Genomic DNA, 23,757 nt, shown 5'->3' with positions numbered 1-23,757 from the left:
CAGCTCGGCGTCCTCGCGATCCACCTGCGACTCACCCCGTAACCAGGGGACGGCCAGCCTCGCCGCGCAGGAAGTCGGCCGGGCCGACTTCCTGCGCGCGGCGGATGACACCTCCCCGAGGAGTACGCCGCCGGCCCGGCCCTGGCCGTCAAGGAGCTCGGCGCCCGCACCCCTGGCGCGTTCCTCTTCGGATACCGTGACGCTTGAAGAGGTGTTCAGACGGAAGGCGGGATTGTGGCCGGGTTCGAGGTACCAGGGCCGGAGCCGGACTGGCAACCGGCGCCGAGCCCCCCGTACTACACCGGGAAGAACCCCGCCTTCCAAGAGGGCATGTGGGAGTACGCGGCCGCCTCGTTCCGGCTTGTGGCAGGGCTGAAGCCGCCGCTGGAGGCACTGGCGGCCCGCCTGCGGCTGACAGTCGAACGCAGCTGGGAAGACCTGGGAGCCGTCGATGTCGCCATGTTCCGCATCCAGCGCGTGGACTTCGCGCTCAGCCGGCTCGAAGGCGGGGTCGAACCGAGCACGTTCGTGTGGGTGAGCCGGTCCGAGCCGGACGCCGACGCGGCACTGGGGATCCTGCTCGGCGCACTCGGCATCGGCCTCGAAGCGCTGACGTTCCGCGGTGACATGGAGACGGGCTTCGAACGCTTCGACGGCTCCTCGCGGTAGGCCCGGCCCTGGCCGCGTGGACCCTGTCGGGCCGCGGCAGTCGCGGCGCAGCCGACGCCGACGCGGTTCCTGAGTCGATTTCCTACCGGACCCCGGCGGCAGGTGCCGTACGGGTTGCCCCAGAGAGTCGCGTGCCGGTCCTGCGGGGTGGTGGACACCGCCCGGAGCGGCTCGGTGTCCGCGCCGCACGCCTCCAGCCGGCCCCACTGCCAGGGGCGCGGCCCGGCAACCAGGGGGCGGGTCATGTCGGGTGGATGAGGCGGGTTTCGTAGGCGAGGACCACGGCTTGGATGCGGTCGCGGAGTTCGAGCTTGTGGAGGATGCGGCCCAGGTGGGACTTCACGGTGGCCTCCGCGAGGTGCAGGGTGGCGGCGATCTCGGTGTTGGACAGGCCGCGGCCGACCTGGACGAGTACCTCGCGTTCGCGGGTGCTGAGCCGGTTCAGCCGCTCGTCGTGGTCGGGGTCGCGGCCGTCGGGGATGTGCGGGCGGAGGTTGTCCAGGAGGCGGCGGGTGATCCGCGGGGAGAGTACGGCGTCGCCGGCGGCGACGTTGCGGATCGCGGTGAGGAGTTCCTCGGGGCGGGCGTTCTTCAGCAGGAAGCCGGAGGCTCCGGCGTTGAGTCCGGCGAAGGCGTACTCGTCCAGGTCGAAGGTGGTGAGGATGAGCACTCTGCTCTGCGGGGAGGCCGCGACGAGCTGCCCGGTCGCCTCGATGCCGTCGGTTCCGGGCATCCGGACGTCCATGAGGACGACGTCGGGGCGCAGTTCGCGGGCGAGGCGTACGGCCTGGGCGCCGTCGGCGGCTTCGCCGACCGGTGCCATGTCGGGCTGGGCTTCCAGGACGGTGCTGAAGGCCATCCGGAGGAGTGCTTCGTCGTCGGCGATCAGGATGCGGATCGTCATGCGGGCGGCGCTCCGGCGCTGTCGAGGTGGAGGCGGGTGTGGACCCGCCAGCCGCCGTCGGGAAGCGGTCCGGCGTGCAGTGTGCCCCCGTAGGCGGCCGAGCGTTCGCGCATGCCGGGGATGCCGTGGCCGGGCGGCACGACGACGGAAGCGGCAGCGGTGGCGGTGGCGGGCTGGGGCGGGTGGGGGCCGGTGTCGGTGACGTCCACGGTGACGGTCGCGGCCGCGCAGTGGATGCGGACCGTCGCGCGGGCGCCGGCGGGTGCGTGCTTGAGGGTGTTGGTCAAGGCTTCCTGTACCAGGCGGTAGACGGTGAGTTGGGCGGTGGCGGGGATGTGGGCGTGGCCGCCGTGGACGTCGAGGCCGGTGGGCAGCCCGGCGGCGCCCATCTGGTCGGCGAGGGCGGCCAGTTGGGCGATGCCGGGCAGCGGGTGGCGCCGCGCGTCGGGTTCGTCGGTGCGCAGGACGCCCAGCGAGCGGCGCATGTCGGTCAGGGCCTGCCGGCCGGTCTCGGAGATCTGGAGCATCGCGGTGGTGGCCTTGTCGGGCGACCGGTGCTGGGCGTAGACGGCGGCGTCGGTGAGCGCAACCATGACGGACAGGTTGTGGGTGACGATGTCGTGCATCTCCCGGGTGATGCGCGCCCGTTCCTCGGCGGCGGCCAGTCGCGCCTGCTGTTCCTGTTCGTGTTCCAGGCGTGCGGCCCGCTCCTCCAGGGCGGCGAGGTAGGCGCGCGTGGTGCGCACGTTCACGCCGAGGACGGCGGCGGCGACGGCCAGCGCGGTGACCGCGACGAAGGGGGTCAGGAACGCGCCGTCCGTCGACCAGCGCAGGCAGGCCAGCACTGCCCCGGCCTCCACGGCGGCGCCGGCGACGAGGGTGCCGCGCCGGCCCGAGTTCGCCGCCACCGTGTAGAGGGCCACCAACAGGGCTACGTCGGCGGGCAGTTGGACATCGGCCAGCCACTGGACGAGGGCCGCGGCCGCCACGGCGGCGAACACCGTGCGCGGGGCCCGGCGCCGCCACAGCAGGGGCAGGGTGAGGGCGGCGGTGAGGGCCGCGGCCACCGGCAGCTCGTGCGGTGCGCGGGTGGTCGCGACGTTGAGGAGCAGGAGCGTCGCCAGCAGGGCGTCCCACGCGGTGGGCGGCAGCCGGGAGCGCCAGCGCGCGGCGGCTCTCAGCGGTCGCGCGGCTCGTGCGGCTCGTGCGGCTCGCGCGCAGGCGAGGTCGGCGTAGCCGGTCAGCCGTACGGCCGTCCTCGCCCACCGGGCCCGCACGCGGACGCGCACCGGTACCTGGTTCTGGTGGGCGTGGCCGGGTTCGGCGGCCGCCTCGGTCATCGCACGCCCCTGTCGATTCGGCGTCAAGGCGGCCCCGGGTCCGGCACGTCCGGCACGTCGGGCACGTCGGGCACGTCGGGCACGTCGGGCACGTCGGGCACGTCCGGCACGTCCGGCACGTCCGGCATGTCGGGCACGTCGGGCACGGGGACCGTACGCCTGCGCGGCCCCGGGTGCGTGCCGCCGCCCCGGCACGTACCGCGGCCCTGTCACGGTAGGCCGCCGGCCCCGCGCGGCGCATGAGCCCACCGTCTGATCGCCCCGCGCCGGCATACGACCGCAGGAGGAGTCCCGCCACCTCCCGTGGTCGCAGCGCGCCCGCCGCTCCGGCCCGCCCGGCTGCCACCGCGGTCGTACCCGGACCGCCGCGGACCGCACCCCTGGTGGCACGCGGCGGCGACCGGTGGCCGATGCGGCGGCGCGCGCCCGGCGCCGAGCATGGCCAGGTGACCGAGATCATCCCGGGACTGCCCATGTCCCCCCTGGAAATCCTCGCCCTGCTGGCCGCCCTCGCGCTGGTGACGGCACGCTGGCTTCCCCCCGCCGCCCGCCCGCGCGCCACGATCGCGGCGGGGGCGGTCCTCGTGCCGTGCGCGATCGCGCTGGGCGCGGCGGGCGTCCGCTGGCAGCTGCTGCCGGTCCTGGCGGGCGCCGCCCTCGCCTCGCCGTTCGCCCTCGCTCCCCTGCTGCGACCGCTGCGCCGCCGTACCGGACGGCCGGCGTGGCGGGCCCGCTGGTGGCTGGCGCTGCCGGGGTCGGCGGCCTGCGTCGGCCTGATCGCCACGGGCCCGGTGGCCGCCTGGGCCTTTCCCGTCCCGGTGTTCCCCGAGCCGTCGGGCGGCTTCGCGGTCGGCACCCGCGTGGTGCAGTGGACCGACCCGCACCGCCCCGAGACCTTCACCGCCGACCCGAACGACCTGCGCACCGTCGTGGTCCAACTCTGGTACCCCGCAGGGGAGATCCCCGCGGGCGCGCAGCGGGCCCAGTACCTCGGACGCACGGGGCAGGAGGCACGCACCGTCTCCGGGGCCCTCGCCCGGGGCGTCGGCCTGCCGGGCTTCCTGGTCGACGGTGTCCCGCGCGCCCGCAGCCGTTCGGTCTTCGACGCCCCGGTGGCCGGCGGCGGCGAGCGGTTCCCGGTCGTGCTGTTCTCCCCCGGGTCGGGCGGGGTGCGCACCCAGAACACCGCGTGGGCGGAGGAACTGGCCAGCCACGGCTACGTGGTGGCCGCCCTCGACCACCCGTACGACTCCGCCGCCGTCGTCCTCGCCGACGGCCGGACGATCGGCACCGAGACCGCCTCCAGCGGCGACCGGGACAAGGACGACGAGCTGGCGGCCGGCTGGACGGCCGTCCGGGCCGGCGACCTCGGCTTCGTCCTCACCCAGCTGGACGCCCTGGAGCGCGGCGGGATCGCCGACCCGCTGACCGGACGCCTGGACACCGGCCGGGTCGCGGTGACCGGCCACTCCATGGGCGGCGCCGCCGCCCTGCAGGCGGCCCGGCAGGACCGCCGCTTCGCCGCCGTCGTCGACCTGGACGGCTACCCCCACGGCCCCACCGCGCCCGCCCTCGACCGGCCGACGCTCGCGCTCACCCAGGCCATCACCCCGGACAGCGACCCGCGCTACCTGCCCCGCCTCACCGAGGCGCTCGACTCCAGCACCGCGCCGAGCTACCGGCTCACCGTCCCCGGCGCCGCCCACCTCACCTTCATGGACGGCCCCCTGTACCTGCCGCCGGTGCCCTCGCTCGTCGGCACCCTGGGCCGCAGCGGGGGCCCGCGCACCGTCGCCGCGGCCACCCTCGCCTTCCTGGACGCCGTCCTGCGGGACAAGCCCGGCGACCCGGCCGGCGCCCTGCGCTCCTACGGCGACCTCAGCGTCCACCGCCCGGGCACCCCCGGCTGACGCCGGGTGACGGAGCGCCCCCGTCAGGGCAGTTGTCGCGAACGCCCGTTCTGTGCGTGACCGTTGTGGTACGTTCCGTAATCCAACCGAAAACAGGCGACCCCGGCGGTGCGCTAACACCCCGGGGTCCGGCAACAGGAGCCAACACTCCCGATGCGCGTCCATCGTAGCGCCCCCGTGCGCAACTTCACCGTGCTGCCCAACGCCGTACTCCAGTACCGACGGCTCTCCTACACCGCCCGGGGCCTGCTCACGGACCTCCTCTCCCGGCCCGACGGCTGGCGCGAGGACGGCCGGCACATGGCCGACACCAGCCCCCAGGGGCGCGGCGCGATCCGCAGGGCCCTGAAGGAGCTGGCCGACGCCGGGTACTACCGGGTCGAGAAGATCCGCCTGCCCGACGGCACGATCATCACCGAGACCCACGTCTACGACGTCCCTCGGGCCGCAGCACCGAGTACCACCCGCCCGGTCCCCGGTGGAGCGAGCACCGGCCGCACTGACACCCTTTCAAAGGACCGGCACCAAGAACCCACCCTCCCCGCCGAATCGCCCTCCGAACCGCCCGACGGACCGCCCGACGGGCAAGCGGACGGGCGGCCGGGCGGGCAGTCCGACGAGCAGCTCCGCGAGGCGGTCGCCACGCTGTTCCGGGTGATCCGTCCCGAGCCGCGCCTGCGCCTGGGCGAGGCCGAAGCCCGCGCACTCGCGCCCCTGGTCGCCCGGTGGCTGGAACGCGGCAGCACCGCCGCCGACCTCGCCCAGGCCCTGCTGCCGGGCCTGCCCGCCCCGATGCACTCGGCGGTCGCCGTCCTCCGCCACCGCCTGGAGCACAAGCTGCCGCCCGCCCCAAGCACCGTACGGACCGGGGCACTTCGGTACGCCGAGTGCGCGGCGTGCCACGACCCGGTGCCCGAACCCGGCATCTGCGGCCCCTGCGCGGGCCTCGCCCCCCGCCCCGTCGCGGTCGGCGGCGGCGAGGCGGCCACCCGCCCCGGCGCGGCCCGTGCCAGGGCGGCGCTGCGGGCCGCCCGGGCCGTCGGCCCGCACCCGGGCGGCCTTGCCACCTGCCGCTGAGCCCGGAGGCGTGTGCCGCTCGACTCCGTGCCGGAACCCCTCGGCGAACACCCTGGGGGCCATGTACCGCTCCTCACCGGGGATTTGCGCGGGCGGGGAGCCCGGTGGCGCGGTTCCGGCGGGCGTGCGGCGCATGCGGTCCCATCACGGGACGGACCGCCGAGTCCTCCGTGGAAAGCCGGTTGGTCACCCACTGGGTCCAGCGCCACCCCGGTTTTCGAAACCGGGGCGGCGGCGTGCGGATCGAGGGCGGAAGCCCGGGCGGCACGGGGTGCCGCGTGGGTGCTGCCGTCCTTGGTGCTCGCCCTCTTCCTGATCCGTACGCGCAGCGGCTGGTATTACTGGGGTATGCAGGAAGAGACGGCACGCTCCGCGATCGACACGTTCATCTCCGCGTTCAACGCCTCGGACGACACCTATGTGACGGCCCTGCTCTCCCAGGCCCTGACCTCGGACGTGGTCTTCTGGGGGCCGTTGGGCCGCAGCGAGGGAATCGCGGCGGTCGAGCAGTTCGTGCTGGACATCCGGCGCCACCCGGCGGGAACCGGCACGATGACGCGCTGCTCGGCGGTGGACATGCCCGGCGAGTGGGCCCGCTACCAGTGGGTCTTCACCACGCCGGACGGAGGCCCCCGCCTGGCGGGAACGGACGTCGTCCACCTGCGGCGGAGCCTCATCGACCAGGTCATCGTCTTCGCCGGGGAGATCGAGCCGTCCGCCTCCTGACGAACCGCCCGGGCAGCACCGTGGGCGGGCGTCAGCGCGGGGAGCCGTAGCGGAGGTCCACGAGGGCGCCGGTCAGGCCGCCGAGCGTGAGGGCGGGGACGACCGCCGACCAGGGGTCTCCGGTCAGCGCTCCGGAGAGCATCACCAGGGCGATGACGGCCGCTGCGACGGCGCGGGCCGGACGTGACCGTGGCAGCAGCGCTACGGGCGCACCGGCACGGTGCCGTCGGGCCAGTCTGACGGCGAGCAGGACCAGTGCGGCCAGCAGGAGCGGCGGCACCATCGCGTGCGTGGAGATCCCCATGGCCTTCGCCCTTCTGGACGGCTGGGTGCGAACATACACCCCCGACTCCCCTGCCCACCGCCCCCGGTGACAGCGAACGGCCCGGCGCCGGGCCGTTCGGCGAAGGATCGGCCGGCCGAGTGCGGCGAGGGGCCCGGGGCGGCACCTCGCTACGGGTTGACGGGGCCGAAGATGGTGGTCGGCTTCGGCTGCTTGGGGGTCTCCAGGCCCTGCAGGCAGAGGGTGTACTTGTCGCTGCCGTGCTTGGAGGTGAAGTAGCCGTCGGCGGTGGGGTACTTGCGGCAGGCGTTCTCGCCGTCGGTGGTGTCGTCCTCGCGGCCGACGACGCGGGCCTCGGTCTTCGGGTCGGAGCAGGGGACCACGTCGATGTCGGGATTGCTATCGACGACGCCGGGCAGGGCGGCGGCGATCGGGTTGTTGTTGTGGATGCAGTCGCCGGCCTCGGCGAACTCGGGGTCGCGCTTGGCCATGACGACGATCAGCGGGATCAGGACCGCCGGGACGAGCAGGCCGACGATGGCGGGCCGCAGGTACACCGGCTTGCCGGGGTCCGCCGGCGGGCGGGGCGCGAAGAACTTGGATCGGGGGACCTCGGGAGCGCTTGGAACGGCCCCGTACGCGGCCCCGGCGGGGGCGGGGCCGCGCTCCGGCGGGCGCCCGGGACCCCTGCGGCGGGCGCCCGCGGGCAGGCGCTCACGCGCCCGCCTGCGCCCTCGGCAAACAGGCTCTGACCTGGCATTATGCCGAAATTCGCCTAGGCTGTGGAGCTCTGCCGGACACCTTCGGAGGGGACATCGTGAACGAGGAGAAGACCGGGTACGAGGCCGCCCGCATCCAGGTGTGGGAGGGCCTGGAAGCCGTACGGAAGCGGCCCGGGATGTACATCGGCTCGACCGGTGAGCGCGGCCTGAGTCAGCTGGTGTTCGAGGTCGCCGACCGGGCGGTGAGGGAGGTCCTGGCCGGACGCGCCGGCCGCGTCGAGGTCACCCTCACCTCCGACGGTGGCGTGCGCGTCGCCGACGACGGCCCGGGCGTCCCCGTCCGCGGGGCGGAGGGCACCGGTGAGCCCGACCTCGACACCCTGCTGACCCGTCTGAACGCCGGAGCGGGGCCCGGTGGCGGCCGCCGCGACGTGGCGCTCGGGCACTGGGCCGCGGGCCCGGCCGCCGTCAACGCCCTGTCGAGCCGGATGACGGCCGAGGTGCGGCGCGAGGGGGTGCGCTGGGAACGGGAGTACGCGCGCGGCACGGCCGTCACCCCGCTCACCGACGCGGGCCCGGCGACCGGCAGCGGGACCGTCCTCACCTTCTGGCCGGATGCCGAGGTCTTCGGGACAGCGCTGCTCTCCTTCGACGACCTGGCGGACCGATTCCGTGAACTGGCCTTCCTGAACCGCGAGTTGGACATCTCACTGACCGACCGGCGCGGGCCCGGCGAGCCCAGGTCCGAGCGGTTCCACTCCCCCGGCGGGGCACAGGACTTCGTCGCATTCCTCGACAACCGGGACGCGGCGCCCGCCGCCACGGGCACCGTCGCCTTCGAGGGCGAGGACCCGCGGATGGCGGGGACGGTGGAGGTGGCCCTGCGCTGGCGCGCCGACGGCGAGGAGCGGGTCCGGAGCTTCGCCAACAGCCGGCCCACCCCGCGCGGCGGCACCCACGAGGCGGGCTTCCGCGACGGGGTGGCGGCCGCGCTCGACGCGTACGCGCGCAAGCGGCTCCGGCCGGCCCCGGCGGAACCCGGCCTGAGTGCCGGGCAGGCCTGGGCGGGCCTGACGGCGGTCGTGTCGGTGAAGCTCGACGAGCCCGAGTTCCACGGCTCCACTCTGGACGTGCTCGGCAACACCGCCGTGCGCGCCTGCGTCGCCGAGGCCGTCCGACGCCACCTGGACGCCTGGCTGGAGGAGCACCCGCAGCAGGCCGCGGCCGTCGTCGAACGCCTCGTCCGGGGCGCCTGAGCAGCACCCGGCCCGCCTGCACGGCCCCCGGCCGCCTGAGCGGCACCCGGCCCCGCCGCCTCCCTCAAGGCGGCGGGACCGGGAGGCCAAGGGCCCTGTCAGGCCGGGCGGATGCCCGGGTTGCCGGCCTCGGTGGTGAAGGAGGCGGCGGTGGACAGGGTGCCGCCGGGGCGGGTGATGTGGGAGACGACGCGGTAGTCGGCGCGGGCCCGGTGGCGGTCCAGGGTGAGCACGGTGTAGCCGCGGCGCCCGTCGTAGAACTTCATGTGCGGGTTGGCCGCCATGAGGTTGCCCCAGTTGGACGGCTTCTCCTCGCCGTCGCCGTCGCTGCTGATCGAGGTGCCGACGAACTCCACGCCCACCGTGCGGGAGTTGGGGTCGTTGAAGTCGCGCTTGACGTCCAGGGCGTAGGCCACGTGGACGTCGCCGGTGAGCAGCACCAGGTTCTTGACGCCGGACTGGTCGACGGCCTTCAGGAAGCGCTCGCGGGCGGCGGGGTAGCCGTCCCAGGCGTCCATGGAGAGCTTGGAGCGCTCGGCGGTGGTGTTCTTGCGGCGGGAGAAGACGACCTGCTGGGGGATGACGTTCCAGGTGGCCTTGGAGTGGCGCAGGCCGTCGGCGAACCAGCGTTCCTGGGTGGCGCCCATGAGGGTGCGCTTGGGGTCGTCGGACTCGGGGGTGGGGTACTGCCAGCCGTCGCCGTTGGCCTGGTCGTCGCGGTACTGGCGGGTGTCGAGGATGTCGAACTGGGCCAGCTGGCCGTAGTGGACGCGCCGGTAGAGGGTCAGTTCGGTGCCGCGGGGCTGGGGCATGCGCAGCGGCTGGTTCTCCCAGTAGGCGCGGTAGGCGGCGGCGCGGCGGGCGACGAAGGGGGCCGGGTCCTGGTTCTTCTCGGGGATGCCGGCGGCGTAGTTGTTCTCGACCTCGTGGTCGTCCCAGGTGACGTACCAGGGGTGGGCGGCGTGGGCGGCCTGGAGGTCGGGGTCGTTCTTGTAGAGGGAGTAGCGCAGCCGGTAGTCCTCGAGGGTGGTGGTCTCGTGGTTGAAGTGGGCGGCGAGGGTGCGGTCGGTGTACTTGCGGTCGCCGCCGGCGGCGTCGATGCCGTACTCGTAGATGTAGTCGCCGACGTGGAAGACGGCGTCCAGGTCCTCGCCCGCGAGGTGGCGGAAGGCGGTGAAGTAGCCGTCCTCGTAGGCCTGGCAGGAGACGAAGGCGATGCGGGCGCTGTCGAGCTTGCGGCCGCGCGGCGGGGCGGTGCGGGTGCGTCCGACGGGGCTGGCCCAGGTGCCGACGGTGAAGCGGTACCAGTAGGTGCGGGCGGCGTCGAGGCCGTCGACGTCGACGTGGACGGCGTAGTTGAACTCGGCGTGGGCGCGGGCGGTGCCGCGGCGCTCGACGCGGCGGAACTTCTCGTCGCGGGCGATCTCCCAGCCGACCCGGACGGAGCCGGTGGGCGGCAGGCCGGCGCCGGGCTCCAGCGGGCGGGGGGCCAGGCGGGTCCAGAGCACGACGGCGTCGGAGGTGGCGTCGCCGGAGGCCACGCCGAGGGTAAAGGGATCGTCGCCGATGGCGCGCGGGGCGATCTCGTTGTCGGCGGCGTGCGCGGAGGGCAGGTTGACGCTGAAGGCGAGCGCGGCGGCGGCCGAGGTGACGGTGAGGAAGCGGCGCCGGTCCAGGCGGGAGGCGGCCTCGCGCAGCATCCGGTCGGGCGTGGGGTGGTCGTCGGGGCGGGTCATGGGGGTGGTGGCCTTTCGCTGCTCGGGGGGTGTGCGAAGGGAATTGGAGTGGACCGCCCGGTACGGCGGGGGTCGGGATTCCGGCAGCAGAGTGATCATCCGGTGCGAGAGCCGTGAAGGTCCGGCAGTTCCGGCGGATCCCCTCGAACAGGGGTGAAAGGGATCAGACGACTTCCAGGTTGGCCATCATTCCCATGTCCTCGTGCTCGGCGTTGTGGCAGTGGAAGAGGTAGCGGCCGCGGTAGCCGTCGAAGCGGGTGATGATCTCCGCGGACTCCCCCGGGCGCAGCGAGACGGTGTCCTTGAGGCCGGCGTCGTGGGGCAGTGGGGGTCTGCCGCCGCGGGTGAGGATGCGGAAGCCCACGAGGTGGAGGTGGACGGGGTGGTGGACGTCGGCGATCAGGCGCCAGATCTCGGTGTCGCCGAGGGGGACGGTGACGTCGGTGCGGGCGGGGTCGAAGGGGCGGCCGCCGATGAGCCAGCCGTGGCCGCCGTTCGTGCGGCCGGCGCGGAAGGCGAAGTCCCGTGTGCGGACGGCGTCTTCGCGCCGCCAGTCGGGCAGGTCGGTGGCGAGGCGGGGCGGGATGCGGCTGTCGTCGGCGGGGGCGGGGCGGGCGATGCGGAAGGCCATGACGTCGCGGGTGCGGCCGGTGCCGAGGCGGTTGACGATCCGGACCAGGGAGCCGACGGGGGCGGCGGCGAAGTCGACGACGAGGTCGTAGCGTTCGGCGGGGGCGACGGGCAGGCTCCGGTGGGTGACGGGGGCGGCGAGCAGGCCCTGGTCGGCGCCGATCTGGACGAGGTCGAGGCGGCGGCCGTCCTCGGTGCGGGCTTCGAGTTCGTAGTGGCGGGCGTTGGAGGCGTTGAGCAGGCGCAGGCGGTGGCGGGCGGCGTCGGTCTCGTGGACGGGCCAGGGGGCGCCGTTGACGAGGACGACGTCGCCGAGGACGCCGGCGAGGTGGGGTTCGGTGACGCCGGGGCGGTCGCGCAGGGCGGGGTCGAGGGAGGGGTAGGTCAGAGCGCCGTCGGCGGTGAAGGCGCGGTCGGTGATCATCAGGGGGATCTCGTGGGGGCCGGCGGGCAGGCCGAGGGCGTCCTCGGCGTCGTCGCGCACGATGTGCAGGCCGGCGAGGCCGCGCCAGAGGGCGGGGGCGGTGAAGTCCATGCGGTGGTCGTGGTACCAGAGCAGGGTGGGGCGCTGGTCGTTGGGGAAGGTGTAGTCGCGTCGCAGGCGGCTGGTGACGGCGCGGGGGTCGGCCATGCCCGTACCCGTGCCGCCGCCGTGGCCGCCCGCGACGTCCATGCCGGGCATGCCGGGCATGGTCTGGGGGGCCTGGGGCCAGGCGGCGGGCAGGACGAGGTCGGTGGGGTAGCCGTCGGAGTCCGCGGGGGTGCGGCCGCCGTGCAGGTGGACGACGGTGGGCACCGGCAGTTCGTTGCGGTGGGTGACGGTGACGGGCCGGCCGCGGCGGGCCTCGATGGTGGGGCCGGGGAAGGAGCCGCCGTACGTCCACAGCGGGGTGCGCAGGCCGGGCAGGATCTCGGCGCTGGTCTCGCGCTGGACGATCTCGTAGCGGTCGGTGCCGCCGTCGGTGGAGACGGGCCTGGCGACGGCGGGCAGCGGCAGCGGCACCTGGTAGGGGGGCGGCAGGGCGGCGGCGCTGCGCAGTTCGGCGCCGGTGGTGGCGGGGCGGCGGGCGAGGGTGGCGGCGCCGGCCAGCGAGGCGGTGGTGAGCAGGCCGAACGCTCCGCCGATGCCGAGGATTTGACGGCGCGTCAGGTTGACGTGGGGTTCAGGCACGGTCGTCGTCCTCCCGGCGGAGGGGCCGGCGCGGGGGCAGCGGGGTACGCCACAGGGCGATGGTGAGCACGGCGAGGCCGGCGATGGTCGCCACGCCCAGCGGCAGGTGCAGCCACAGGGCGCCTTCCGTTCCGGCGACGTACTGCGCGGTCTCGGCCGCGACCGCGGCGAGGGTGGCGGCCGCCGGCCAGGAGCGGCGCAGCCGGATCCACACCACGAGGGCGGCGACCAGCTGCAGGTAGCCGAGGGCGGTGACGGCGTTGGCGCCGACGGTGTGCCAGCCCAGGGCGTCGTAGTCGCCGCTGAGGTAGACGCCGGCGAAGACGGGCTGGCCGAAGGCGGCGGCGGTGTGGACGGCGGCCACGGCGCGCAGGGTCCGTCCGGCGGGCCCGGTCCGCTCCTCCGGGTCGGTTCCCGCCCGAGGCCCGGTCCGCTCCCCTGTGGCGGACCGGGCCTCGGGCTCCGGTGGGGTCTGGTGGGCGGCGGTGGCCATGGCGCGGGGTCCTTCCTCGTACAGGGCGTCCGGGTCGGCGCACCGCTGCGGGCGGTGTGCGGCCCGCCCCTGACGCTATGTCCGCCCGGCTATCCTGTCTAAGATCAATAGTGCTATGGCGTTATGACCGCTGGGGCATGGGGGCTTTCGTGGACCTGAACACGCTCGCGCAGTTCCTGGCGGTGGCGCGGCTGGAGCACCTGAGCCGGGCGGCGGAGGAACTGCGCGTCGCCCAGCCGTCGTTGAGCCGCTCCATCGCCCGGCTGGAGGCCGAGCTGGGCACCCCGCTGTTCGAGCGCGGCGGGCGGCTGCGGCTGAACGCGGCCGGGCAGCTGTTCCGCGGCTACGTCGAGCGTTCGCTCGGCGAACTGGAGGCGGGCCGGCGGGCGGTGGCGGAGGCCGCCGGGCAGGGGCTGGGCACGGTGCGGCTGGCCTCGGAGACCTTCCTGGCCTTCAGCGGGCCGCTGGCCGCGTTCAAGCGCGGCCACCCGGGGGTGGAGGTCGAACTGCACCAGCTGCCCGCGCGGGAGACGGCCCGGCGGCTGCGGGCCCAGGACGTCGACCTCGCCGTCGTCTCCCAGCCGATCACCGCCGAGGGCCTGGAGTCGGTGCTGCTGCTGGACGAGGAGGTGGGGCTGGCCGTCGCCCCCGGCCACCCGCTGGCCGGGCGCACCGCGGTCGGCGTCGACGACCTCGCCGACCAGCCGTTCATCGCCGCCCGCCCCGGGCACTGGCAGCGCCGCCTGCTGGAGCGGCTGTTCGCCGCCCGCGGCCTGGAGCCGCGGATCGTCTGCGAGAGCGACGAGGCCGGCGCCATCGCCGAGCTGATCAGCGCGGGCCTGGGCATCGGCCTGGTGCCCGCGCTCTCCCGGCGCACCGCCACCCGCCTGCCGCTGGTGTGGGTCGGCGTCGACGACCCCGACTGCCGGCGCTCCCTGACCCTGTTCTGGGCCTCGGACACGCGCCTGCCCGCCGGCGCCATCCGGCTGCGCGAGGCGATCACGGGCTGGGACTGGGCGCGGAGCGGGCAGGCGCAGCGGGGCTTCTGACGACGGGCCCGCGGGCGGACGTCGCGGCCGGTCCTCGCGGGCGGTGGTGCTACAGCTTGGCGGCCGAGAAGGTGTCGCACTGGGCGAAGTCGCCGCCGCGGTAGCCGGTGGTGAACCAGGCCTTGCGCTGCTCGGCGGAGCCGTGCGTCCAGGCCTCCGGGTTGATCCGGCCGGTGGCCTGCTGCTGGATGCGGTCGTCGCCGACCGCGGCGGCCGCGTCCAGGCCCTGGGCGATGTCCTGGTCGGTGAGCGAGGCGATCAGCGGACGGCCGGTGGAGGCCTGCGGGGTGGTGGTGGCGTGGTGCGCCCACACCCCGGCGTAGCAGTCGGCCTGCAGCTCCAGGCGCACCGAGCCGCTGGCGGCGCCCTGGCGGTCGTTGCCGACCTTCTGCATGGCGCCGGTGAGGGTCTGGATGTGGTGGCCGTACTCGTGGGCGACGACGTAGGACTCGGCGAACGGGCCGCCCTTGGCGCCGAAGCGGGCGGACAGCTCGTTGAAGAAGCCCAGGTCGAAGTAGGCCTTCTTGTCGCCGGGGCAGTAGAACGGGCCCACCGCCGAGGTCGCCGGCCCGCAGGCGGTGGAGACCTGGCCGGTGAACAGCACCGTCTCGGCGTTCTTGTACGGGATCTTGGCGGCGCGCGGCAGCTCGGTGCGCCAGAACTCCTGGAGGCTGTTGGTGACGGCCACGATCCGGCAGTCCTGGCGCTTGTTGGCGTCGGCGCCGGTCTTGCAGGCCTGCTGCACCTCGCCGGCGGTGCGGGTGCCGGTGGAGGAGTTGGAGGAGCCGGAGCCGGAGGACAGGCCCAGCAGCTGCGGGTCGACGCCGAGGACGACCGCGAACAGCACCGCGAGCAGGCCCACGGCCCCGCCGCCGATGGCGACCTTCCCGCCCGGGATGCCGCGCCGGTCGTCCACCTGCGAGGTGTCGAGGTCGCCCTGGTCGTCGAACTGCATGTGCCCCTGCCTGCCCGCTTCTGTCGGTCTCTGGCGATCGGTCGATCAGTCGATCTGTCGGTCGGTCGATCTGTCGGTCGGTCGCTTTGTGCGCTCTGGTGACGGTCTGTGCCGTCACGGCCCGGCCCAGCCTACGGGCCCCGGCCCGCCTCGTCGCGCAGCGGGGCCTTCCGATGCCGGTGCGGGCGTCAGGCGGGGGCGGGGGCGCCGACGACGCGCAGCAGTTCCAGGCGGGAGGCGGAGTCGCTGCCGGGCGCGGCGGTGTGCACCAGCAGCAGCTGGTCCTCGCCGCCGGCGGCCAGCACCTCGCACTCCAGGTCCAGCGGCCCGACCACCGGGTGCAGGAGCCGTTTGCGGCCGCTGCGCCGCCGGGCGACCTCGTGGCGTTCCCAGTAGGCGGCGAACTCGCCGCTGTCGGCGAGGAGTTCGTCGAGGAGTTCGGCGGCGCGGCGGTCGCCGGGGCGGGCGGTGCGGGCGGCGCGCAGGGCGGCGACGTGGGCGCGGGCGAGGTCCTCGTGGTCCTCGGCGGGGAACAGCGTGCGGGTGCCGGGGTCGGTGAACCAGCGCAGCAGGAGGTTGCGGCGCTCGGGTGCCAGGGCGGTGTGGTCCCCGAACAGGGCGGCCGACATGGCGTTCTGCGCGAGGACGTCGCCGAGGTCGGAGACCACCTGGGCGGGCGTGTCGTGCAGCCGGTCGAGGATGAGCAGCAGTCCGGGGCGCACGTGGCCGAGCGGGCCGTGCCGGCGCGGGGGCTCGTGTCCGGCGAGGCGGAACAGGTGGTCGCGTTCGTCCTCGCTCAGCCGCAGGGCCCGGGCCAGGGCGGCGAGCAGCTGCGGTGAGGGCTGGGGGCCGCGGCGCTGTTCCAGGCGCGCGTAGTAGTCGACGGACAGCCCGGCGACCTGTGCCACCTCCTCCCTGCGCAGTCCGGGTGTGCGGCGCCGCGCCCCGGGCGGCAGCCCGAGGGCGGCGGGGGTGAGCCGGGCCCGGGCCCGGGTGAGGAAGTCGGCCAGCGCCGTTCGGTCGATCATGCCCCCAGCATGGCCCGCCGGGGCGCGGCGCAGCCAGGGATCGCCGGTCCCCGGCTGCCGGGATGGCGCCCGCTCCCGTGCCGCGCCTTCCGGGCCCGCGCGCGTCCCGCCGGTAGCGTGGACCGGCAGAACTTCCCCTGCGAGAACGGATGGTGACGGAATGTCGGACGAGGCGAAGCGCCGCATCTTCGCGATGCTGGACACCGACGGCGACGGCGTGATCTCCCACGACGAGTACCTCGCCCGGGTCGACCGGGCGGCCTCGGCCTTCGGACGCGGCCCGTACGACCCGCTGGTGGCCGCGGCCCGCGCGACCCACGAGGAGGTCTTCCGGCAGATGGACGGCGACGGGGACGGCGGCGTCACCTTCGAGGAGTACCGCGCCTGGGCCGGCCACGAGGCCTTCGAGGAGACCTGTCGGCCTGCGCTCGGCTCGCTGTTCGACCTCGCCGACGGCGACGGCGACGGGCGTGTGACCCGAGGGGAGTTCGCCCGGCTGCGCGCGGCGAGCGGCAACCCGCCGGAGGGGGCCGCCGCCGCGTTCGACGCCCTCGACACGGGTGGCGAGGGCACCGTGGAGCGCGCCGTCTACCTGATGGCGATCCACGACTTCCTCACCACCGGCTCCTCCCCCATGGCCGGCGCCTACGGTGACGGCCGCCCCGGCCCGCGGGAGCCCGCCGTCCGCTGACCTGGCTCCCGGCGGTCGGTGCGGGCGTCGGCGGTCGGTGCGGGCGTCGGCGGGTGTCGGCGGCCGGGAGCCCGCCCGGGCACCCCGTGGCCCCAGCCAGGGATCGGCGGTCCCTGGATCGGGAGGTCTCTGCCGCGCCCCTCGCGCCGCGGGCAGGGTGGTGGGCGTCGGAGGAAGCGACTCCCTGGAGGAGACGGGCGATGGCGAAGATCCTGGTGACGGGCGCGACGGGTTCGGTGGGCAGCCGGCTGGTGCCGCGGCTGGTGCGGTGGGCGGGGGCGGAGGGCTCCTCGGTGCGGGTGCTGGTGCGCGACGCGGCGAGGGCGCGGGGCCTGGACGGGGTGGAGGTGGTGGTCGGCGACCTGTGCGAACAGGGCGACCGGGCACGGGCGTTGGACGGGGCCGACGTGGTGCTGAACGTGGCGGCGGCGCTGCGCGGGGTGCCGGACGAGACGGCGTGGGCGGTCAACCGGGACGCGGCGGTGGCACTGGGGAGGGAGGCGGCGAAGGCCGGGGTCGCGCGGTTCGTCCACACCAGTACCAACCTGGTGTACGGGCGGGGGCTGGGCCGCCCCGCCGTGGAGGGCGACCGGACGGCGCCGGATCCGGCGTGGGGGGTGTACGCGGCGTCCAAGGCGCGGGCGGAGGAGGGGCTGCGCGCGCTCGGGGACGAACTGCCGCTGGTGGTGGCCCGGTTGGCGTTCGTGTACGGGGACGGCGATCCGCACCTGGCGCAGTCGCTGAACTGGGCGGCGCACTGGCCCGCGCACCAGCGCCTGGCGGTGGTGCACCACGCGGACGTGGCGCGGGCGCTGTGGCGCGCGGTGACGGTGCCCGGCGTCGAGGGGCGCGCGTACAACGTCGGCGACGACGCGCCGCTGACGGCCTGGGACCTGTACGCGCTCAACGGGCGGGTCCACCCCGGTGGTTCGCCGGACGCCCCGTTCGACCCGTGGGAGGGCCAGGTGTCGACGGCGGCGGCGCGCCGGGAGCTGGGCTGGCGTCCGCTGTACCCGTCGGCGTGGGCGGCGGCCGACGCCGGGGCGCTGTAACGGGGCCGGCCCCGCCGCGGGAAGGCGGGCCCGGCCCCGCCGTGGGGACGGCGGGGCCGGGCGGCGGGCTCAGCCGGCGGGCGTGGGCGCGGGGGCGTAGCCGGCCGGGCGGGTGGTGAAGGTGCCGCGGCCCTGGGTGCGGCCGCGCAGGCGGCCCGCGTAGCCGAACAGTTCGGCGAGCGGGACCAGCGCGCCCACCCGGGCGGTGGCGCCGGGGCCGGGGTCGGTGGAGCGGACGTGGCCGCGGCGGGCGGCGAGGTCGCCGAGGACGGTGCCCAGCGCGTCCTCGGGCACGGTGACCGTCACCTCCGCGACCGGTTCCAGCAGGTGCATCCGCGAGGCGCGCAGGGCCTCGCGCAGGCCGAGGCGGGCGGCGGTGCGGAAGGCGAGCTCGGAGGAGTCCTTGGGGTGGGTGGCCCCGTCGGTGAGGGTGACGGCGACGCCGGTGACCGGGTGTCCGCCGAGCGGTCCTTCGGCCAGGGCGTCGCGGCAGCCCGCCTCGACGGCCTGCACGTACTCGCGCGGCACCCGGCCGCCGGTGACGGTGGAGGCGAACGCGAACTCCGCTTCGGCGCCGTCCGGCAGGGGGTGGACGTCGAGGACGAGGTGGGCGAACTGGCCGGCGCCGCCGTCCTGTTTGGCGTGCCGGTGGACGAAGCCGGTGACGCCCTCGACGAGGGCCTCGCGCAGGGCGACGCGCGGGCGGCCGACGACCGCCTCGATCCCGCTGTCGCGCCGGACCTTCTCCACCGCGACCTCCAGGTGCAGTTCGCCCAGGCCGGACAGGGTGCGCTGGCCGGTCTCGGGGTCGGTGGCCACGCGCAGCGAGGGGTCCTCCTCGGCGAGGCGGGCGAGGGCGGCGGCCAGCTTGTCGGTGTCGGTGGCGCGGCGGGCCTCGACGGCGACGGTGACGACCGGTTCGGCGCTCACGGGGGCCTCCAGGAGGATCGGGTGGTCGGGGTCGCACAGGGTGGCGCCGACGCGGGTGTGCTTGGGGCCGACGACGGCGACGATGTCGCCGGCGCGGGCGTGGTCGGTCTCGGTGTGGCGGTCGGCCAGGACGGTGAGGATGCGGGCGACGCGTTCGCGGCGGCCGGTGGCGGTGTCGAGCACGGTGGCTCCCTTGTGGAGGGTGCCGGCGTACACGCGCAGGTGGGTGAGGCGCCCGGTGGGGGCGGCCGTGACCTTGAACGCCAGGGCGGTCAGGGGCTGTTCGGGGTCGGGGTCGCGCTGCTGGGTACGGTCGGCGGAGCGGGTGGGCGGGACGTCGAGCGGGGAGGGCAGGTAGGCGACGGCGGCGTCCAGGAGCGGTTCGATGCCGCGGTTGCGGTAGGCGGAGCCGCACAGCACCACGACGGCCTCGCCGGTGCGGGTGAGGTCGCGCAGGGCTGCGGTGAGGGTGGCGGCGCCGACGGTTCCGTGGGTGCAGAACTCCTCCAGGGCCCGGGGGTACAGTTCGGCGACGGCCTCCTCCAGGGCGCGGCGGCGTTCGGCGGCCGGGCCTTCGAGGTGGGCGGGCACCGGGCCGTGCGCCATGGCGCCGTCCTCGTGCCAGGTGAGGGCGCGCAGGTGGACGAGGTCGACGACGCCGGTGAACGACTCCTCGGCTCCGATGGGCAGTTGGACGGCCAGCGGGCGCGGGTGGAGGCGTTCGCGGATGGAGTCGACGGCGGCGTCCAGGTCGGCACCGGCCCGGTCGAGCTTGTTGACGAAGGCGATGCGCGGCACGCCGTGGCGTTCGGCCTGGCGCCACACCGACTCGCTCTGCGGCTCGACGCCGGCGACCGCGTCGAACACCGCCACCGCGCCGTCCAGGACGCGCAGGGAGCGCTCGACCTCGTCGGCGAAGTCGACGTGGCCGGGGGTGTCGATGAGGTTGATCCGGTGCCCGGCCCAGGCGCAGCTGACGGCGGCGGCGAAGATGGTGATGCCGCGGTCGCGTTCCTGGGGGTCGAAGTCGGTGACGGTGGTGCCGTCGTGGACCTCGCCGCGCTTGTGGGTGGTGCCGGTGAGGTAGAGGATCCGCTCGGTGACGGTGGTCTTGCCGGCGTCGACGTGGGCGAGGATGCCGAGGTTGCGGACGGCGGCGATGCCGGTGGCCGCGGCGGCGGTGCTGCTCGTGGTGGCGGTGCTCGCGGTGATGCTCGCGGTGGTGGTGCTCGCGGTGGTGGTGTGGGTGCGCATGGCCCGGGTGCCTTTCGAGGCGGTCCTGCTGGTGGGTGGGCGCGCGATTCGGCAGTGCCGACGGACCGTCGGATTCGTTGCCACAGGGTGGGCTTACGGCCTCACGGGCCGGTGTCAGACGGTGGCGGCACTGCTCCGGTGCCGGCCGCGCAGCGGGCACCGGGAGAGGCGGGACACCAGGATCACCTCGTACCGCGACGCGGGAGAGGGGGCGGCGGCACTCTGCTTCGGCATGGCCGCCCGCCCCCTCTCCCCATCTCGTACGTCACGGTCGTCGCGTTCGGGCCGCGCGTCGGGGCGCGGCCGCGTGGCGAGTGTAGGGAAGGCGGGCCGGACGGTGCGACGGGTTTTACGGTGCGCGGGTTCTACGGTGCCGGGTCCCGCGGCGCGCGGAAGCGCAGGACCGGTTCGGACCAGCCGTCGTCGCGCACCCCGGCGTCCAGGGCGGCGCCGATGGCCCGTTCCTCGTAGCCGAAGTGGGAGTCCATGATGGCGGCGAGCCCGTCGAGTTCGCGTCCGATCGCCTCCAGGTCGGCGTCGGGCCGTCCGGCGGCCTGGTCGGCGAGGTGCCGTACCCGGGTGAGGATGCCGGTGATGAGGCCGTGGTCCTCGACGAGGTTGGCGATGGTCGGCGCCAGGTCGGGGCGTTCGCGCAGGAGTTGGGCGAACAGGCCGTCGTCCTCGCCCTGGTGGTGGTTGGTCAGGGCGGTGCAGAAGGCCAGGCAGTGGGTGAGGAGCCGGTCGTCGCCGCCGTGCGGGCGGGGCCGGCCGAGGTTCGCGCGCAGGTCGGCGAGGCGGCGGCGCAAGTCCTGGTGCGCGCGGGAGAGTTGCAGGCTGAGGACGGCCGTACGGCCGGTGGAGGGGGAGGCCACGGGTGGCGGTCCCTTCGGTCGCGCACCTCCATGCCTGACGCGGTCCGTCACCGGCACGCGATGCTCGCGCCAGCAGATCACGTGATCCGCCCGGTGGGCAAGCGGCGGGGCCCCAGCCGGTGTCCCGGGGCCGCCGTCACGCTCCGCCGGCGAGGTCGCGCAGGGTCGCCCCGGCCTTCGGGGTCAGGACGAGCGGGCCCCTGCCGCTCGTCCACACGGCCCGCACGTCCAGGCTCCGCAGGCGCCAGCCGTCGGGGGTGCGCACCGCCTCGCCGGTGAACGTGCCGCCGACGTCGAAGTGGCCGCCGGGCTCCTCGCCGCGCGCCCGCTGGGTGGAGGCGAGGTGGACGTGCGCCATGACGGCGTTCCAGCGCACCGCGGCCCGGTCCCCGTCCAGGTCGATCATGTGGTTGGCGCCCACGTGCTGGGTCCGCTCGAACTTCCCGAGGGTCGCCTGCTCGGACTCGGCCAGCCCGTCGATGCCCTCGTGGTCCCCCACCGGCGTGGTGATCCGCACGTCGGGGGTGAAGTAGCGCCGCGCCCACGCCTCGTCGAACCGCCCGCCGTCGCGGGGCACCGTGTCGAGGCTGAGCAGGTAGCCGTCGATGAGGCCGGTGATCTCGGCGCGGTCGGTGAGGACCCGGACCCGCTGTCCGAGCGCGGCGAGGTTCGCGGCGATGGTGTCGGTGGCGGTGGTGTCGGTGGCGGTGGTGTCGGTGGTCATGGCCCTGGCTCCTCGGGGTCGCCGTGCGCGGCGCGACCCGGTCCGGTCGCGCACCACGGAGGCTAGGACCTCAAGTCGACTTGAGATCAAGGTCCCGGTCCGCCGATGGGCGGGCCCGCCCGGCAGCGGACTCGGCGACGGGCTCGGCGACGGGCTCGGCGGCGGGACGGACAGCGGTTTCGGCACGCGGCCGCCCGAGCAGGATGCCCGCCACGACCAGCGCCAGCCCCGCGCCCTGGCGCGGCCCGAAGGCGTCGCCGTCCAGCGCCGTGCCCAGCAGCACGCCGGTGAGCGGGTTGAGCAGCCCGAGCAGGCCCACGGTGCCGGCCGGCAGGTGGCGCAGTCCGGCGAACCAGCAGGCGAAGGCGAGCGCGGTGGCGATCACGGTGGTGTAGCCGAAGGCGAGCAGGGTGGGCGCGTCCACCGGCGGGGGCGGGCCCTCGACGGCGGCGGCGAGCGGCAGCAGCACCAGGCCGCCCGCGGTCAGCTGCCAGGCGGTGGCGGCGAGCGGGTCGGCGCCCTCGCGCCAGCGGGCGGCCAGCACGTAGCCGACGGAGGAGACCAGCATCGCGGCCGCCGAGGCGGCCAGCCCGGCCCAGCCGATGCCCTCCCCCGGTCCGGCCAGGGCCAGCGCGACGCCGGCCAGGCCCACCACCGCCCCCGCCAGGTGCGCGCGGCGCGGGCGCGGGCCGGCCAGGGCCCAGGCGGTGAGCAGCATGGTCAGCGGGGAGGCGGCCATGACGGTGGCGGCGGCGCTGGTGGGCAGCAGTTGGGAGGCGAGGTAGAGCAGGACGAAGAAGACGGCGGTGTTGAGCAGGCCGAGCAGCGCGCTGCGCCACCACCAGGCGCCGTGCGGGCGGCGGCGGGCGAGGGCGAGGAGCAGCAGGCCGGCCGGCAGGGCGCGCAGGGCGGCGCCCCACAGGGGGTGGTCGGCGGGCAGGTGGGCGTGGGTGACCCAGTAGTTGGCGCCCCAGGCGACGGGGGCGAGGGCGGTGAGCAGGACCCACCGCGTATTGGCTTCCATGGAAGACAATATAGCTTCCCAGGAAGCTATCGGGGGTAGGATGGCGCCCATGGAGCACGGACAGGGACAGGGACACGGACAGCACGCCGACCACGCGGACCCCACCGACGCCGCGGACCACGTCGCCCGGGTCCAGGCCGAGTGGCGGCGCGAACGCCCCGACCTGGACGTCTCCCCGCAGGCCGTCATCGGGCGCCTGCACCGCCTCGCCGCCCGCCTGACCGCCGAGCTGACCCTCGTCTACCAGCGCTACGGCCTGGGCGAGGGCGAGTTCGACGTGCTCGCCGCGCTGCGCCGGGCCGGCGCCCCGTACGAGCGGGCCCCGGGCGAGCTGGCCGCGCACACGATGGTGACCACCGGGGCGATGACCAAGCGGATCGACCGCCTGGAGCGCGCCGGGCTGGTCACCCGCCGCCCGGCCGCCGACGACCGGCGCGGGCGCGTGGTCGCGCTCACCGAGGCCGGCCGGCGCCTGATCGACGAGGCGTTCACGGCGCACATGCGCAACGAGCACCGGCTGCTGGCCCACCTGAGCCCCGAGGAGGCCGGCGCCCTGCAGGGGTTGCTCACCGTCTGGCAGCAGCGCCTGGACGGCACCGGGGGCGCGGACCCCGGTGCGACGCGCGGGGCCTGACGCCGGGCCGTGGGAAGCTGACGCATGACCAGTGCACCTCCCCCGGACTCCCCCTCGCCCGGCCACCGGTCCGACTCCGCTCCCCCGCCCGGCTGGGGGAACCCGGCCGTGCGCGCCGACCGGCGCCTGGTGGCGATGCTGCAGGAGCTGCGGGTGCTCCAGACCGGCGTGCAGATCGTCTTCGCGTTCCTGCTCGGTGTCGCCTTCACCCCGCGCTTCGCCCAGCTCACCGACGCCCAGCAGGACGTCTACGTCACCACCCTGCTGCTGTCGGTCGTCGCCGCGGCCGTCCTGGCCACCCCCGTCGCCCTGCACCGCGGGCTGTACCGCCACCCGGGCAAGGAGCGGATCGTCGCCGTCTCCGTCCGCGTCGCCCAGGTGGGCCTGCTGCTGCTCGCCTCCGCGCTGACCGGCGCCGTGCTGCTGGTCCTGGACGTCGTCCTCGGCACGGCGCTCGCGGTACCGATCACCTGCGGCATCGCGCTGATCTTCGCCGTGCTGTGGTTCGGCCTGCCCTGGGCGGTGCGCCGCTCCGCCCGCCGCGACGGGGCCTGACCGGACCCGGGCGCCGCCGTACGGGCCCGTCCGCTGCCGGCCGTTCGCTGCCGCCGCCCGCACCGGGGGTGG

Annotated in this window: 24 protein-coding genes; 10 read left to right on the top strand and 14 right to left on the bottom strand. The window is 75.4% G+C overall.

What is annotated here, in order from left to right:
* Positions 1–330 precede the first annotated feature (330 nt).
* Positions 331–669 carry a hypothetical protein gene (locus ACFRQN_RS28410; RefSeq protein ID WP_380743033.1) on the top strand — a complete coding sequence of 113 codons (339 nt, stop codon included), beginning with the start codon at positions 331–333 and terminating at the stop codon, positions 667–669.
* A 241-nt stretch (positions 670–910) separates the two neighbouring features.
* Here the strand turns inward: ACFRQN_RS28410 and ACFRQN_RS28405 are convergent, their stop codons facing one another.
* Genes ACFRQN_RS28405 through ACFRQN_RS28395 form a run of 3 tightly spaced genes read right to left on the bottom strand, consistent with a single transcriptional unit; the run spans position 911 to position 3,059 of the window.
* A complete protein-coding gene (locus ACFRQN_RS28405) occupies positions 911–1,573 on the bottom strand; it encodes a response regulator (RefSeq protein WP_380743031.1) in 663 nt (220 codons plus the stop codon).
* Positions 1,570–2,913: a sensor histidine kinase gene (locus tag ACFRQN_RS28400; RefSeq protein ID WP_380743029.1), complete on the bottom strand. Its 1,344-nt coding sequence runs from the start codon at positions 2,911–2,913 to the stop codon at positions 1,570–1,572. The genes ACFRQN_RS28405 and ACFRQN_RS28400 overlap by 4 nt, the downstream gene beginning before the upstream one ends.
* A 23-nt stretch (positions 2,914–2,936) precedes the next feature.
* A complete protein-coding gene (locus ACFRQN_RS28395) occupies positions 2,937–3,059 on the bottom strand; it encodes a hypothetical protein (RefSeq protein WP_380743028.1) in 123 nt (40 codons plus the stop codon).
* 264 nt (positions 3,060–3,323) lie between these two features.
* On the opposite strand from ACFRQN_RS28395, the gene ACFRQN_RS28390 reads away from it, so the two are divergent.
* The 3 genes from ACFRQN_RS28390 to ACFRQN_RS28380 all read left to right on the top strand — a co-directional run bounded on the left by ACFRQN_RS28390 (position 3,324) and on the right by ACFRQN_RS28380 (position 6,626).
* Positions 3,324–4,823: an alpha/beta hydrolase family protein gene (locus tag ACFRQN_RS28390; protein WP_380743037.1), complete on the top strand. Its 1,500-nt coding sequence runs from the start codon at positions 3,324–3,326 to the stop codon at positions 4,821–4,823.
* A gap of 153 nt (positions 4,824–4,976) precedes the next feature.
* Positions 4,977–5,900 carry a hypothetical protein gene (locus ACFRQN_RS28385; protein WP_380743026.1) on the top strand — a complete coding sequence of 308 codons (924 nt, stop codon included), beginning with the start codon at positions 4,977–4,979 and terminating at the stop codon, positions 5,898–5,900.
* 348 nt (positions 5,901–6,248) lie between these two features.
* Positions 6,249–6,626 carry a nuclear transport factor 2 family protein gene (locus ACFRQN_RS28380; RefSeq protein WP_049660939.1) on the top strand — a complete coding sequence of 126 codons (378 nt, stop codon included), beginning with the start codon at positions 6,249–6,251 and terminating at the stop codon, positions 6,624–6,626.
* A gap of 31 nt (positions 6,627–6,657) precedes the next feature.
* On the opposite strand, the gene ACFRQN_RS28375 is transcribed toward ACFRQN_RS28380, so the two are convergent.
* Both ACFRQN_RS28375 and ACFRQN_RS28370 read right to left on the bottom strand, forming a co-directional pair.
* Positions 6,658–6,930: a hypothetical protein gene (locus tag ACFRQN_RS28375; protein ID WP_380743025.1), complete on the bottom strand. Its 273-nt coding sequence runs from the start codon at positions 6,928–6,930 to the stop codon at positions 6,658–6,660.
* 149 nt (positions 6,931–7,079) lie between these two features.
* The gene (locus ACFRQN_RS28370; RefSeq protein WP_380743023.1) at positions 7,080–7,466 is read right to left on the bottom strand and encodes a hypothetical protein; all 387 of its coding nucleotides are present in this window, start codon (positions 7,464–7,466) and stop codon (positions 7,080–7,082) included.
* A 260-nt stretch (positions 7,467–7,726) separates the two neighbouring features.
* Between ACFRQN_RS28370 and ACFRQN_RS28365 the strand changes: the two genes are divergently transcribed.
* A complete protein-coding gene (locus tag ACFRQN_RS28365) occupies positions 7,727–8,887 on the top strand; it encodes a DNA gyrase subunit B (RefSeq protein WP_380743022.1) in 1,161 nt (386 codons plus the stop codon).
* Positions 8,888–8,985: 98 nt separating this feature from the next.
* Here ACFRQN_RS28365 and ACFRQN_RS28360 read toward each other — a convergent pair whose 3' ends face one another.
* The 3 genes from ACFRQN_RS28360 to ACFRQN_RS28350 form a co-directional block, all read right to left on the bottom strand.
* The gene (locus ACFRQN_RS28360; protein ID WP_375874260.1) at positions 8,986–10,623 is read right to left on the bottom strand and encodes an alkaline phosphatase D family protein; all 1,638 of its coding nucleotides are present in this window, start codon (positions 10,621–10,623) and stop codon (positions 8,986–8,988) included.
* Between the two features lie 163 nt (positions 10,624–10,786).
* A complete protein-coding gene (locus tag ACFRQN_RS28355) occupies positions 10,787–12,424 on the bottom strand; it encodes a multicopper oxidase family protein (RefSeq protein WP_380743020.1) in 1,638 nt (545 codons plus the stop codon).
* Entirely contained in the window at positions 12,417–12,917 is a 501-nt protein-coding gene (locus tag ACFRQN_RS28350; RefSeq protein WP_380743019.1) for a hypothetical protein, read from the bottom strand. Before ACFRQN_RS28350 ends, ACFRQN_RS28355 begins: the two co-directional genes overlap by 8 nt.
* Before the next feature lie 149 nt (positions 12,918–13,066).
* Between ACFRQN_RS28350 and ACFRQN_RS28345 the strand changes: the two genes are divergently transcribed.
* Positions 13,067–13,966 (top strand): LysR family transcriptional regulator, encoded by a 900-nt coding sequence (locus tag ACFRQN_RS28345; RefSeq protein WP_380743017.1) that lies wholly within the window; start codon positions 13,067–13,069, stop codon positions 13,964–13,966.
* A 49-nt stretch (positions 13,967–14,015) separates the two neighbouring features.
* Here the strand turns inward: ACFRQN_RS28345 and ACFRQN_RS28340 are convergent, their stop codons facing one another.
* Both ACFRQN_RS28340 and ACFRQN_RS28335 read right to left on the bottom strand, forming a co-directional pair.
* Entirely contained in the window at positions 14,016–14,921 is a 906-nt protein-coding gene (locus ACFRQN_RS28340) for a neutral zinc metallopeptidase (protein ID WP_049655538.1), read from the bottom strand.
* Positions 14,922–15,109: 188 nt separating this feature from the next.
* Positions 15,110–15,946 (bottom strand): helix-turn-helix transcriptional regulator, encoded by an 837-nt coding sequence (locus tag ACFRQN_RS28335; protein ID WP_380743035.1) that lies wholly within the window; start codon positions 15,944–15,946, stop codon positions 15,110–15,112.
* A 163-nt stretch (positions 15,947–16,109) separates the two neighbouring features.
* Between ACFRQN_RS28335 and ACFRQN_RS28330 the strand changes: the two genes are divergently transcribed.
* A complete protein-coding gene (locus ACFRQN_RS28330) occupies positions 16,110–16,640 on the top strand; it encodes an EF-hand domain-containing protein (RefSeq protein ID WP_380743016.1) in 531 nt (176 codons plus the stop codon).
* A 200-nt stretch (positions 16,641–16,840) separates the two neighbouring features.
* Complete coding sequence (locus tag ACFRQN_RS28325; RefSeq protein WP_380743014.1) at positions 16,841–17,692, top strand: NAD-dependent epimerase/dehydratase family protein; 852 nt, start codon at positions 16,841–16,843, stop codon at positions 17,690–17,692.
* A 69-nt stretch (positions 17,693–17,761) separates the two neighbouring features.
* Here ACFRQN_RS28325 and fusA read toward each other — a convergent pair whose 3' ends face one another.
* The 4 genes from fusA to ACFRQN_RS28305 all read right to left on the bottom strand — a co-directional run bounded on the left by fusA (position 17,762) and on the right by ACFRQN_RS28305 (position 22,496).
* Positions 17,762–19,876, bottom strand: a complete 2,115-nt coding sequence (fusA, locus tag ACFRQN_RS28320; RefSeq protein WP_380743013.1) for an elongation factor G — start codon at positions 19,874–19,876, stop codon at positions 17,762–17,764.
* Between the two features lie 365 nt (positions 19,877–20,241).
* Complete coding sequence (locus ACFRQN_RS28315) at positions 20,242–20,748, bottom strand: hemerythrin domain-containing protein (protein WP_380743011.1); 507 nt, start codon at positions 20,746–20,748, stop codon at positions 20,242–20,244.
* A gap of 136 nt (positions 20,749–20,884) precedes the next feature.
* A complete protein-coding gene (locus tag ACFRQN_RS28310) occupies positions 20,885–21,472 on the bottom strand; it encodes a nuclear transport factor 2 family protein (protein ID WP_380743010.1) in 588 nt (195 codons plus the stop codon).
* A gap of 70 nt (positions 21,473–21,542) precedes the next feature.
* The gene (locus ACFRQN_RS28305) at positions 21,543–22,496 is read right to left on the bottom strand and encodes a DMT family transporter (protein WP_380743008.1); all 954 of its coding nucleotides are present in this window, start codon (positions 22,494–22,496) and stop codon (positions 21,543–21,545) included.
* A 49-nt stretch (positions 22,497–22,545) separates the two neighbouring features.
* Here ACFRQN_RS28305 and ACFRQN_RS28300 point away from each other — a divergent pair, with 49 nt between their 5' ends.
* Together ACFRQN_RS28300 and ACFRQN_RS28295 are read left to right on the top strand one after the other, a co-directional pair.
* Positions 22,546–23,130 (top strand): MarR family winged helix-turn-helix transcriptional regulator, encoded by a 585-nt coding sequence (locus tag ACFRQN_RS28300; RefSeq protein WP_079272912.1) that lies wholly within the window; start codon positions 22,546–22,548, stop codon positions 23,128–23,130.
* Between the two features lie 24 nt (positions 23,131–23,154).
* The gene (locus ACFRQN_RS28295) at positions 23,155–23,685 is read left to right on the top strand and encodes a DUF6328 family protein (RefSeq protein ID WP_380743006.1); all 531 of its coding nucleotides are present in this window, start codon (positions 23,155–23,157) and stop codon (positions 23,683–23,685) included.
* Positions 23,686–23,757 lie beyond the last annotated feature (72 nt).

The organism is Kitasatospora sp. NPDC056800 (assembly GCF_042789775.1).
Taxonomy (GTDB): Bacteria; Actinomycetota; Actinomycetes; order Streptomycetales; family Streptomycetaceae; genus Kitasatospora.
The sequence above is the reverse complement of the archived record's forward strand: the minus strand, read 5'-3'. Positions and strand labels throughout refer to the sequence as shown.

Bases quoted from the DNA above. Each gene is read 5' to 3' on its own strand.
- ACFRQN_RS28325 (WP_380743014.1), top strand. From the start codon at position 16,841: ATGGCGAAGATCCTGGTGACGGGCGCGACGGGTTCGGTGGGCAGCCGG.
- ACFRQN_RS28405 (WP_380743031.1), bottom strand. From the start codon at position 1,573: ATGACGATCCGCATCCTGATCGCCGACGACGAAGCACTCCTCCGGATG.
- ACFRQN_RS28330 (WP_380743016.1), top strand. From the start codon at position 16,110: ATGTCGGACGAGGCGAAGCGCCGCATCTTCGCGATGCTGGACACCGAC.
- ACFRQN_RS28360 (WP_375874260.1), bottom strand. From the start codon at position 10,623: ATGACCCGCCCCGACGACCACCCCACGCCCGACCGGATGCTGCGCGAG.
- ACFRQN_RS28310 (WP_380743010.1), bottom strand. From the start codon at position 21,472: ATGACCACCGACACCACCGCCACCGACACCACCGCCACCGACACCATC.
- ACFRQN_RS28340 (WP_049655538.1), bottom strand. From the start codon at position 14,921: ATGCAGTTCGACGACCAGGGCGACCTCGACACCTCGCAGGTGGACGAC.
- ACFRQN_RS28385 (WP_380743026.1), top strand. From the start codon at position 4,977: ATGCGCGTCCATCGTAGCGCCCCCGTGCGCAACTTCACCGTGCTGCCC.
- fusA (WP_380743013.1), bottom strand. From the start codon at position 19,876: ATGCGCACCCACACCACCACCGCGAGCACCACCACCGCGAGCATCACC.
- ACFRQN_RS28300 (WP_079272912.1), top strand. From the start codon at position 22,546: ATGGAGCACGGACAGGGACAGGGACACGGACAGCACGCCGACCACGCG.
- ACFRQN_RS28390 (WP_380743037.1), top strand. From the start codon at position 3,324: ATGCGGCGGCGCGCGCCCGGCGCCGAGCATGGCCAGGTGACCGAGATC.
- ACFRQN_RS28305 (WP_380743008.1), bottom strand. From the start codon at position 22,496: ATGGAAGCCAATACGCGGTGGGTCCTGCTCACCGCCCTCGCCCCCGTC.
- ACFRQN_RS28400 (WP_380743029.1), bottom strand. From the start codon at position 2,913: ATGACCGAGGCGGCCGCCGAACCCGGCCACGCCCACCAGAACCAGGTA.
- ACFRQN_RS28295 (WP_380743006.1), top strand. From the start codon at position 23,155: ATGACCAGTGCACCTCCCCCGGACTCCCCCTCGCCCGGCCACCGGTCC.
- ACFRQN_RS28380 (WP_049660939.1), top strand. From the start codon at position 6,249: ATGCAGGAAGAGACGGCACGCTCCGCGATCGACACGTTCATCTCCGCG.
- ACFRQN_RS28410 (WP_380743033.1), top strand. From the start codon at position 331: ATGTGGGAGTACGCGGCCGCCTCGTTCCGGCTTGTGGCAGGGCTGAAG.
- ACFRQN_RS28350 (WP_380743019.1), bottom strand. From the start codon at position 12,917: ATGGCCACCGCCGCCCACCAGACCCCACCGGAGCCCGAGGCCCGGTCC.
- ACFRQN_RS28375 (WP_380743025.1), bottom strand. From the start codon at position 6,930: ATGGGGATCTCCACGCACGCGATGGTGCCGCCGCTCCTGCTGGCCGCA.